Below are 10305 nucleotides of genomic sequence, written 5' to 3'. Positions count from 1 at the left end.
GTCGACCGGCTGGCCGTGCTCGACGAGGAGGTGCCGGGCCTGTCCGCCCGCACCGTGGCCGCACTGCGCGACCAGGCCGCCCTGCAGGTGCGCTCCGAGGCCGCCGGCGCACCCGCCCACGTGCTGCTCGATCCGGCCGTGCTGTCGTCGCTGCCCGAGGCCCATCCCGCCGACCTGGCGCTGACCGTCGACTTCGGCCCGGCGGGCGAGGCCGTGCGCTGGCGGCTGGACGAGCGCGACGGCACCCTGCTCAGCGTGCCCGCCGGACAGCGGCCGGTCACCCAGGTGCTCGGCTACGCCGACGCGCATCTGCGCGCCCACCCCGGCGCGCGTCTCTACTACTACTCCGCCGAGGTGCGCGCGGCCCTGCTGGCGGAAGGTGACGGCCTCGGCGACGAGGAGTTGCTCGACGAGCTGCTGCACGCGAGCCTGATGATCGACCTGTACCCGGTGGTGCGCGCCGCGGTGGTGATCGGCGTGGAGTCCTACCGCTTCGACCGGCTGCGGGCGCTGATCCCCGGCGAGCGATCCGACGGGGTGGCGCTGCTGCGGATCGGCGACTGGCTGCGCAGGCTCCAGCAGTTCCGCGAATCCTTCGGCCCCGATACGGAATTCGAGGCGCAGTGCCCGCCACCGCCGTCCTCGGTGGAGGCCGCGCTCGCGGAATACGGTGCGGCGCAGCATGATCAGGCGCACCCGGCGGCTGTCATGGCGGCGATCCTCGGCTACCGGCGGCGCGAACGGCGAGCGTCGAGCTGGGCGCATCTCGACCGCCTGACCCTGCCGGTGCGGGAGTGGTCCGACGCGCCCGGGGTGCTCATCGCCGACTGGGGCACCGTCGACACCAAGTGGCACCGCAGCCCCGACGGCACGACCATGCGGCGCTTCCTCACCCTGACCGGCCGCATCGGCTCCGGCGGCGGCCTGCGTCCCGGCCCCACCGGCACCGCGGCGCCCACCGCGCTGCCGCCGGGCGCCCGCGTGCACACCTTCTACGACCGGATCGGCCCGTACGGACGGCGCGCCACCGGGACCGCCGTGGTGCTCGGGTGCGCGGTCGACGCCGAGTTCGCCGACGCGGTCCGGCTGGAGGAGATCCTGCCGGAGGGACTCGGCCCGCACGACGAACTGCCCATCGCCATCGCCCCCGGCGTGCCGGAGTGGGACTTCCGCGCCGAGGCCGCGGTGGAGGCGACCGGCCAGCGGCTGCTCATGACTCTGCCCGAGCTGCCGGGCGGGGCCTTCTTCGACATCCTCGGCAGGCGACCACCGCGCTTGCACAGCGGCGCGCTGCCCCCGGTGCACGGCGATCACGTCGCCGCGCTCACCGCGGCCGTCACCGGGCTCGACGACTCCTATCTGGTGGTGCAGGCGCCGTCGGGCACGGGAAAGACCCAGGTCACCGCGCAGGTGATCGCCCAGCTGGTGACCAGGCGGCACTGGCGGATCGGCATCGTGGCCCACAGCCGCCCCACGGTGGAGAACCTGTTCGAGGCCATCGTCGCGGCGGGCGTGCTGCCGGAACTGGTCGCCGAATCCGAGGCCGAGGCCGTGGCCCCGGAATGGGCGGTGATCGACCCGCGGCGTTTCGCCCGCTTCCTCGACCACGCCGTCAACGGCTGCGTGATCGGCGGGCTGCCGACGGATTTCACCGATCCGGCGCGGGTCCCGGCGGGCAGCCTCGATCTGCTGGTGGTGGCCGACGCGGGCCGGTTCCCGCTGGCCGAGGTGGCCGCGGTCGCGGGCGGCGCGCGCTCGCTGCTGCTGGTCGGCGACCCGCAACCCGCCCACGCCAAGGCCGCGCACCCCGCGCCGGTGGCGGATTCGGTGCTGGCCTGGCTGCTGGACGGACGCGACACGGTGCCGCCCGGACGCGGCTACTTCCTCGACCGCACCCGGCGTATGCACCCGGGGGTGTGCGGGCCGCTGTCGCGGCTGTACTACGACAGCAGGCTGACCGCCGACGTGCGGGCGGGCGCCGCCCGGCATCTGGACGGGGTGCTGCCCGGCATCGAGACGGTGACGGTCGTCCACCGCGGCGACTCCACCGAGTCGGTGACCGAGGCCCGCGAGGTGGTGCGGCAGGTGCGCGCACTGCTCGGGCGGCCGTGGACCGAGGGCGGGCAGACCCGCAGGCTGCACCCGCACGATCTGTTCGTCATCGCCCCCTACGAGGCGCAGGTCGGCCGCATCCGTACCCTGTTGGCGCGGGCCAAGATCGAGGACGTGCTGGTCGGCACGGTCGACCGGTTCCGCGGCCGCGAGACCGCGGTGGTGCTGATCTCGATGACCACCTCCGCCCCGCAGGACGCGCCCGACGGCATGGCCGCGCTGTTCTCCCCCGGGCTGATCCGGGCGGCGGTGAGCCGGGCCATGTGGAAGGCGATCGTCATCCGCTCGCCGCTGCTGACCACCTACCTGCCGCAGTCTCCCGAGGAACTCACCGAGCCGGGCCGGTTCCTCCGGCTCGGCTGAGCGGCGCGGTCAGCCGAAGTTGCGGCCTTCACCCCGGTAGGTGGGCACCGTGGTGCGCGAGCCGTCCCGCTCGACCAGGTGCAACTCGTCGAACCGCTCGCACAGCTCGCCCGCCTTGGCGTGCCGGAACCACACCCGATCACCGATGCGGGCCGAATTCGCGCCTTTCAGCGGGGTCTGCACCTCGCCCGCGCCCTCGGTGCCCAGCAGCTTCAACCCCCGCGGCCACACCGGCTTCGGCACGCGGGACGCGCCTGCCGGGCCGGAGGCGATGTAGCCCGCGGCGAAGACGGTGGCGATGCCGGGCGCGGGCCTGCGCAGCACGGGGGTGGCGAAGAACAGGGAGGGGCGCGGGGTGAACGCGCGGTAGCCGTCGAACAGGGTCGGCACGTACAGGCCCGAGCCCGCGGTGACCTCGGTGACCTCCGGGTCGGCGGCGCTGATCTCCAGCGAGCCCGTCCCGCCGCTGTTGACGATGCGCAACGGGCCGGCCACCGAGCGCACCGCGTCGAGCACGGCCGCCCGGCGGCGGCCGATCTCGGCGGCGGAGAGTTTCTTGACCAGGCGCACGGCCGGGCCGCTGTCGGGCAGGCCCGCGATCTGCGCCTCGTAGGTCATCACGCCGACCACCTCGAAGCCGGCGGCCTTCGCGGCGCGCGCCAGTTCGGCGGCCTGCTCGGGGGTGCGCACCGGGGATCGGCGCACACCCAGGTGCACCGGCCCGACGCGCAGCGAGGCGTCCACGTCCAGGCACACCTGCGGCCGGACGGTCCCGCTGCCCAGTGCGGCGCGGGTCAGCTCCAGCTGGGCGACGTCGTCGATCATCAGGGTGATCGAGGACAGCGCGGTCTCGTCGGCGGCCAGCGCGGCCAGCGCGGCGCGATCGACGGTCGGGTAGCCGAGCAGGATGTCGCGGGCGCCCAGCCCGGCCAGCCACAGCGCTTCCCGCAACGAATAGGACATGATGCCCGCGAAACCGCCGTCGGCGGTCAGACCGGAGCCGAGCACGGTCTCCAGCACGGCGCGGCAGCGCACGGATTTGGAGGCGACCCGGATCGGCGTTCCGCCCGCGCGGCGCACCAGGTCGGCGGCATTCGCGCGCAGGGCGGGCAGATCCAGCGCCGCCAGCGGCGGGTCGAGGTCGGCGGTGGCCGCGTGCAGCCCGGGGATCGGCGAGGTCTGGCTCACCTCGTCCACTCAACCACTCAGTTGGACAAACGTCCAGTACCGCGGGGAGGTGTCACGCCTCCACGGCGCGCACGGTCAGCCCGCTCACCAGATCGTCGAGCACCACCAGGATGGTCTCGTCGTCACAGCAGGCCAGCCAGCGCAGCACGGTCCCCTGCAACATCGACACACAGTAGGCGGCGATCGATTCGACCGGCTCGAGCCACTGGGTGTTCGACCGCGCGGCGCACAACTCGAGGAAGGCGGCGATCTCGGCATCCATCTGCTGGAAGGTGGTCGCCGCGACGGGGTCGGCCACACACTCCGAGCTGGCCTCCCAGCGCTGCCTTATCGTGCGGACGGTGGACTCGTAGGCGGTGATCTGCTTGTACGGCGACGCCTTGACCAATGGCCAGTAGGCCGTGATACCGGCGTGCAACAACACGCGCAACGCCCGAACTCCGCCGTGATCGAGCGTGGCCGCTGCCGTTTCGACTGCTTCGCAGACGGTCGGCCGCAACCGGCTTTCCACTACTTCTCCTGCGCTCAACGACGACTCCCTCGGCGAAAGACCTCGCGCCCCTGCACGGCGCGACTCGCTGAACTGGGCGGACTGGCCGGATAACCACCGGACCGTCCGGTCCAACGTTCATCAATGGTAGAGGGTTTCCATGATTTGAGAACGGGTACAGCACTATTTTCATACTGCAAGATTGTTTTGTTATCCGACCGGGACGGCACCGCAACGTCGCGGGCCTTGTGCTCGGCCGCCGAACCCGCGCTCCCGGATCTCTCCGGCCCCCCGCACCTCTGCTAGCCCTCCTCGGCGCGGGCGGCGTATCCGCGCCGTAATCCGCACCTCGATTCAGAGTACGGCCGGAACGACGACAGGCCAGCCTATGTGTCCGAACACACACGCCGCCCGCCCGCGGCCACACCGGCCGCGAAGCTCACGCGCCCGCCCCGGCACGCGCGTGCCGTCCCGTGACCGGCGCGCCGTGGCTAGCCTGGAGCCGTGACCTTCCCGTCTTCAACCGACCAGTTCCGCATCCCGGGAACTTTCAACTTCCGCGACACCGGCGGCCTGCGCACCGTCTCCGGCGCGCGCGTGCGGCCCGGCGTGCTGTTGCGCTCGGCCCAGCTCAGCGGGCTGGACGAACGCGGCCACGCCGTACTGCGCGAACTGGGCGTCGCGCACGTGCACGACCTGCGCGGACTGGAGGAGATCGACAACATCGGCCACGACCGGCTCCCCGAGGACGTGCGCCTGCGCGTGACCCCCTTCGACTCGCGGATGGGTGCGGCCCCGCCGCACGACTCCGACGGCACCACCGCGCTCACCCACATGCTCGAGGTCTACCGGGTGTTCCCGCAGCTGCCCGAGGCCAATGCCGCCATCACCGAGATCGCCGAGTCCATCGCCCAGGGCGACGGCGCGGTGCTGGTGCACTGCGCGGCGGGCAAGGACCGCACCGGCTGGGCGGTGGCCACGCTGCTGCGCGCGGTCGGGGTCGTCGAGGACGACGTCTACGCCGACTATCTGCGCAGCAATCACGCCGTACCCGCGCTGCGCGCCATGCTCGGGGCCACCCTCGGCCAGGGCGCCGAGCCGTCGCCGGACCTGCTCGGGGTGCGCGAGGAGTACCTGAACGTGGCCACCGAGTCGGTGCACATGCTGCACGGCGACCATGCCGCCTTCGTGGCGGCGGCGGGCATCGACACGAAACTGCTGGCGCGACTGCGGGATCGGCTGCTGGTCTAGCCCGCCCGCGCTAGGAGGCGGCCTTGTCCACTCGGTGCACCGTGCCGTCGGGGGTGATGCGGACCCGGTCGCCGGTGCGGAACCAGCCGCCGGTGAAGCGATCCGCCGTGGCGGCCGGGTCGTTCCAGTAGCCGGTGCTGACATTCGGCCCGCGACAGAGCAATTCCCCCTCGCCCGCCGCGGCGTCCGGGCCGATCAGCGCGAGTTCCGTTCCGCCGAAGGGCTTTCCGAGCACCTCGCCGGGAGGAAGGTCGTGGGCGGCACGTTCGCCACAGACCAGGTCGTCGGCGGCGAGCCCGATGCCGCTGGTCTCGGTGGACCCCCACAGCAGCCAGTGCCTGGCCTCGGGGAAGGACTCGCGCAACGTCGCGGAGATGTCGCGCGGGGCGGCCGCCGGACGCCGGGTACTCCTGCCCGCGCTGCTGAGCCTGCGCACGCCGCGCGTGTCGATGCCGTCGCGGCGCATGGCGCCCACCGTGTCGCACAGCCCCGCGAACACCTCAGGAGTCGCCGAGATCATGTCCACCCGTTCGGTTTCCAGGGCTTCGGCGATCCCGGCGGCGTCCCGGGCAAAGACCACGGCGCCGCCGACGGCGAAGGTGGGCAGCAGCTGGTCGACGCAGCCGCGGGTGCCCGCCAGCGGCAGCAGCACCAGATTGCGCACCCCGTCGCGCGGCAGGTCGAGGGTGCCGACCAGGGACCGGATCGCCGAGAGCAGGTTCTCGTTGGTCAGCTCGACGCCCCTGGACTCGTGCGGGTCGCTGGTGTAGCAGAGCACCGCCAGTTCGCCGAGACTCGCGCCGTCGTCGATGAAGGAGGGGCCGTCCGGCAGCGGGGTGCCCGCGCCGAGCACGAAATCGGCCGCGCTGTCGGCGAGCGCCTGTTCGGCCACCCGGTGCGGCAGCGCGCTCGGCACCAGCACCGGGACCGCGCCACTGAGCAGCGCGCCGAGGAAGGCGCGGATCCAGCGCAGGCCGGCGGGCATGCGGATGGCGACCCGGTCGCCGTAGCCGATGCCGTGCCGCTGGAGCCCGCCCGCGATACGCGCGCCGGAATGCCAGAGTTCGCGATAGGTCAGCCGGGGCCCGCCGACCTCGACCACGGCCTCCCGGTTGGCGAAGGCGTGCACCTGCCGGTCGAGCAGTTCGGTCAGCGCGGGCCACAGATCGCCGTACCTGAGCACGCCGTCGGCGCCGCGCGCCATCGCCGCCGCCTCGGACGCCACCGGGACGCGACAGCCGTCCACCGGGTACTCGACCACCAGCTGCTGCGTCATGCGTCCTCCGCGGCGCCCGATCCGACAGACACCAGAACTATATGACGCGGATCACATTCTCGTGGCCGATCGCCTGAGGCGGCGCGGCGGCCGCAGCGGGGACGCCGAGCCCGTCCCCGTCAGCGTCCCTGGTACGTGGCCTTGCCCGGCCCGTTCTCCAGGAAGCTGCGCACGCCACCGCGCAAGTCCTCGGTGTCGAACAGCACGCCGGAGACCTCGGGGGTCACCGCGTCGGCGTGCGCGACGCCGCCGGAGCGCCAGGCCTCGATGATCTTCTTGGTGGCCGCGTGCGCCCTGGTCGGGCCGTCGGCCAGCTTGTGCGCCAGCGCCCGCGCGGCCGGGTCGAGATCTTCGTGGATGTAATTGACCACGCCCCAGTCGGCCATCGTCGCGGCGTCGTAGAGGTCGGCGGTCATGACGAACTCACGGGCCCGGCCGGAGCCGACCCGCTCGGCCAGCCGCTGCGGGCCGCCCATCGACGGGGTCAGCCCGACCACGGTCTCCACCAGGCCGAACTTGGCCTTCGGGGTGGCCAGGATGATGTCGCAGGCCAGCGCGACCTCGAACGCCGCGGTGAGGGTCAGGCCGTGCGCGGCGAACAACACCGGGCACGGCAGCGCCTCGAGCGGATGGATGATGTCGTCGAACAGCCGCTGCCACAGGGCGGCGCCGGTCTCCACGGTCAGCCCCTGGAAGGTGTGCACGTCCACACCGCCCGACACGACCTTGCCCTCCGCGCGCAGCAGCACCGCGCGCGGCGGCTTCGCCGACAGCTCGGCGATGTCGGCCACCAACCCGTCGAACATGGCCTGGTCGAACAGGTTCAGCGGCGGATTCGCCAGGGTGAGCACGGCGACTTCGGCGCCTGCCTCGGTGGTCTCGCGTTCCAGCCGGGTGGCCGTCTTGGAGGTGTTCTCGCTCATACCGGCAGCCTAGGCGTTGCGTCTGCCAGACTGGCCGGGTGACCGAGACGGAATCCACAGCCGGTTCCTACGTCGAGCCGGGCGAGTTCAAGCGCGACACCAACTACATCACCACCCGTATCACCGCCGACGGCCGTGACGGATATCCGGTGGAAGCGGGGCGATACCGGCTGGTCGCGGCCCGCGCTTGTCCGTGGGCCAATCGCACCCTGATCGTGCGCAGGCTGCTCGGCCTCGAAGACGCGATCTCCCTCGGCCTGTGCGGGCCGACCCACGACAAGTACAGCTGGACCTTCGACCTCGATCCGGGCGGGGTGGACCCGGTGCTCGGCATCCCCCGCCTGCGCGACGCCTACCTGAAGCGGTTCCCCGACTACCCGCGCGGCATCACCGTGCCGGCGATCGTGGACGTGCCGACCGGCGAGGTGGTCACCAACGACTACGCGCAGATCACCCTGGACTTCTCCACCGAGTGGACGCGCTTCCATCGGCCGGGCGCGCCTGCGCTGTACCCGCAGGAGCTGCGCGCGGAGATCGACGAAGTCAACGACCTGGTCTTCCGCGACGTGAACAACGGGGTCTACCGGTGCGGTTTCGCCGGCGACCAGGGCGCCTACGAGCGCGCCTACGACCGGCTGTTCGCCCGGCTGGACTGGCTCACCGAACGGCTGTCCGGCCAGCGCTACCTGGTCGGCGACGCCATCACCGAGGCCGACGTGCGGCTGTTCACCACGCTGGTGCGCTTCGACGCGGTCTATCACGGCCACTTCAAGTGCAACCGGCAGAAGCTCAGCGAGATGCCGGTGCTGTGGAGCTACGCGCGCGATCTGTTCCAGACCCCCGGCTTCGGCGACACGGTGGATTTCGGGCAGATCAAGACCCACTACTACGCGGTGCACACCGACATCAATCCCACCGGTGTGGTGCCCAAGGGCCCGGACCTGTCCAACTGGCTGTCCCCGCACGGGCGGGAAGCGCTCGGCGGCAGCCCGTTCGGCGACGGAACCCCGCCCGGCCCGCCGGTCGCGGGCGAGGAGGTCGCCGACGGCCCGGTGGCCTGAGGCACACGGAGTTTTCCCGCTCCGTACGGGGGAACCCGGTTCTCGTTCGGATCGTTCCCGTGTTGGGCCGGCGCGGGTTCGGTGCCATAGAGTTCAGCGAGGCCGAATCGAAGGGGTAGTGAGGTCATGAGTAACGGCGCGTTCGAGAAGACCGTGGTCGCTTTACTGGAGAACGGTGCCAAGCTGCAGGGCCCCGCGGTCGACAAGTACATCGAGCGCCTGCGTCGCGCACACCCCGGCGAGAGCCCGGCCCAGATCGTCGCCCGGATCGAGAAGCAATACCTGCTCGCGATCACCGGCAGCGGCACGGCGGCGGGCGCCACGGCGGCCATGCCCGGCGTCGGCACGGTCGCGTCGCTGGCCACCATCACCGCCGAGACCGCCTTCTTCCTCGAGGCCTCCGCGCTCTACACCCTGGCCATCGCGGCCGTGCACGGCGTCGCGCCGGAGGCCAAGGAACAGCGCAGGGCACTGGTGCTGGCGGTGGTGCTCGGTGACAGCGGCATGCAGATCGTGCAGCGCTCGGTCGGGCGGAACGCCAAGAACTGGGGCACCCTGCTCGGCGAGAAGGTGCCGGGGCTGTCGGGCATGAACGACTCGCTGATGAAGCGGTTCATCGTGCGCTTCCTGACCAAGCGCATGGCGCTGATGGCGGGCAAGGTGATCCCGATGGGCATCGGCGCGGTGATCGGCGGCGTCGGCAACCGGGCGCTCGGCCGCACCACCGTCGACAACGCGCGCAAGGCCTTCGGCCCGCCGCCGCGCGACTGGTCCGGCCACCGCGTCCCGGTGATCGACGCCGAACCGCTGCCCGCCATCGAGGCCGCGAAGAAGTCCGGTCCCGCCGGACGCGACGGGGCGAGCCCGGCGACGACGCCGCTCGAGCGACGCCGGTGACGGCAGCGCGTCCCGCCGTCACGGTCCGGGCGCTGACCAAGCGTTACGAGTTCGTCCCGGCGGTGGAGGAAGTGAGCTTCACCGTGGCCGCGGGCACGGTCACCGCAATGGTCGGCCCGGCGGGCGCGGGCAAGACGACGGTGCTGCGGGCACTGCTCGGGCTCACCGTCCCGGATGCGGGCACTGCGGTGATCGGGGCGCCCGGCCCGGTCGGCGCGGTGCTGAACCCGCGCGGGCCGCACCCGGCCAGGGCCGCCGCCGACCACCTGTGGGTGTACGCGGGCGCGGCGGGTGTGGGGCGCGAGCGGGTCGACGAGGTGCTCGCCGCGGTCGGTCTCACCGAACAGGCGCGCACCAGGGCGGGCGAGCTGTCGTTCGGGCAGCAGACCAGGCTGGCGCTGGCCACCGCCCTGCTGCCCGATCCACGGGTGCTCGTCCTCGACGACGCGATGGAGGGGCTGGAGGCCGCCGAGCGCGCAAGGGTGCACGAACTGCTGCGCGCGCACGCCGAGCGCGGCGGCGCGGCGCTGATCACCAGCGGCACGCTGTCGTCGGTGGTGCCGACGGCCGATCAGCTGGTCGTGCTCAGCCAGGGCGCCACCGTCTACGCGGGCACCCCGGCCAAGCTGCGGCGCGGCAATCCCGACCGGCTGATCGTGGCCGCCCCGGTGCCGGTGGCGTTGGCCACCGCGCTGGCCGCGCGCGGGTTCACCGACGCGGTCATCCGCCAGGACGGGCGGCTCG

At 72.5% G+C, this 10305-nt stretch carries 9 protein-coding genes; 5 read left to right on the top strand and 4 right to left on the bottom strand.

The window, feature by feature from the left end:
- A partial coding sequence (locus QH283_RS07010; protein WP_280502200.1) for a DEAD/DEAH box helicase occupies positions 1 to 2475 on the top strand: 2475 nt, incomplete at its 5' end.
- Between the two features lie 9 nt (positions 2476 to 2484).
- On the opposite strand, the gene QH283_RS07005 is transcribed toward QH283_RS07010, so the two are convergent.
- Both QH283_RS07005 and QH283_RS07000 read right to left on the bottom strand, forming a co-directional pair.
- Positions 2485 to 3672, bottom strand: a complete 1188-nt coding sequence (locus QH283_RS07005; RefSeq protein WP_280502199.1) for an amino acid deaminase/aldolase — start codon at positions 3670 to 3672, stop codon at positions 2485 to 2487.
- Between the two features lie 43 nt (positions 3673 to 3715).
- Positions 3716 to 4192, bottom strand: a complete 477-nt coding sequence (locus QH283_RS07000) for a TetR family transcriptional regulator (protein WP_280502198.1) — start codon at positions 4190 to 4192, stop codon at positions 3716 to 3718.
- 465 nt (positions 4193 to 4657) lie between these two features.
- On the opposite strand from QH283_RS07000, the gene QH283_RS06995 reads away from it, so the two are divergent.
- Positions 4658 to 5404: a tyrosine-protein phosphatase gene (locus QH283_RS06995; protein ID WP_280502197.1), complete on the top strand. Its 747-nt coding sequence runs from the start codon at positions 4658 to 4660 to the stop codon at positions 5402 to 5404.
- Positions 5405 to 5414: 10 nt separating this feature from the next.
- On the opposite strand, the gene QH283_RS06990 is transcribed toward QH283_RS06995, so the two are convergent.
- Positions 5415 to 6680, bottom strand: a complete 1266-nt coding sequence (locus tag QH283_RS06990; RefSeq protein WP_280502196.1) for a class I adenylate-forming enzyme family protein — start codon at positions 6678 to 6680, stop codon at positions 5415 to 5417.
- A gap of 119 nt (positions 6681 to 6799) precedes the next feature.
- Positions 6800 to 7603: an enoyl-CoA hydratase/isomerase family protein gene (locus QH283_RS06985; protein WP_280502195.1), complete on the bottom strand. Its 804-nt coding sequence runs from the start codon at positions 7601 to 7603 to the stop codon at positions 6800 to 6802.
- A 38-nt stretch (positions 7604 to 7641) separates the two neighbouring features.
- On the opposite strand from QH283_RS06985, the gene QH283_RS06980 reads away from it, so the two are divergent.
- The 3 genes from QH283_RS06980 to QH283_RS06970 form a co-directional block, all read left to right on the top strand.
- Positions 7642 to 8664 (top strand): glutathione S-transferase family protein, encoded by a 1023-nt coding sequence (locus QH283_RS06980; RefSeq protein ID WP_280502194.1) that lies wholly within the window; start codon positions 7642 to 7644, stop codon positions 8662 to 8664.
- A 126-nt stretch (positions 8665 to 8790) separates the two neighbouring features.
- Positions 8791 to 9561 carry a hypothetical protein gene (locus QH283_RS06975; protein WP_280502193.1) on the top strand — a complete coding sequence of 257 codons (771 nt, stop codon included), beginning with the start codon at positions 8791 to 8793 and terminating at the stop codon, positions 9559 to 9561.
- A partial coding sequence (locus tag QH283_RS06970; protein WP_280502192.1) for an ATP-binding cassette domain-containing protein occupies positions 9558 to 10305 on the top strand: 748 nt, incomplete at its 3' end. The genes QH283_RS06975 and QH283_RS06970, both read left to right, overlap by 4 nt.

It is taken from the genome of Nocardia farcinica (assembly GCF_029867845.1).
In the GTDB taxonomy this organism is placed as follows: Bacteria; Actinomycetota; Actinomycetes; order Mycobacteriales; family Mycobacteriaceae; genus Nocardia; species Nocardia farcinica_A.
This window is presented reverse-complemented; position numbering and strand designations above follow the sequence as displayed.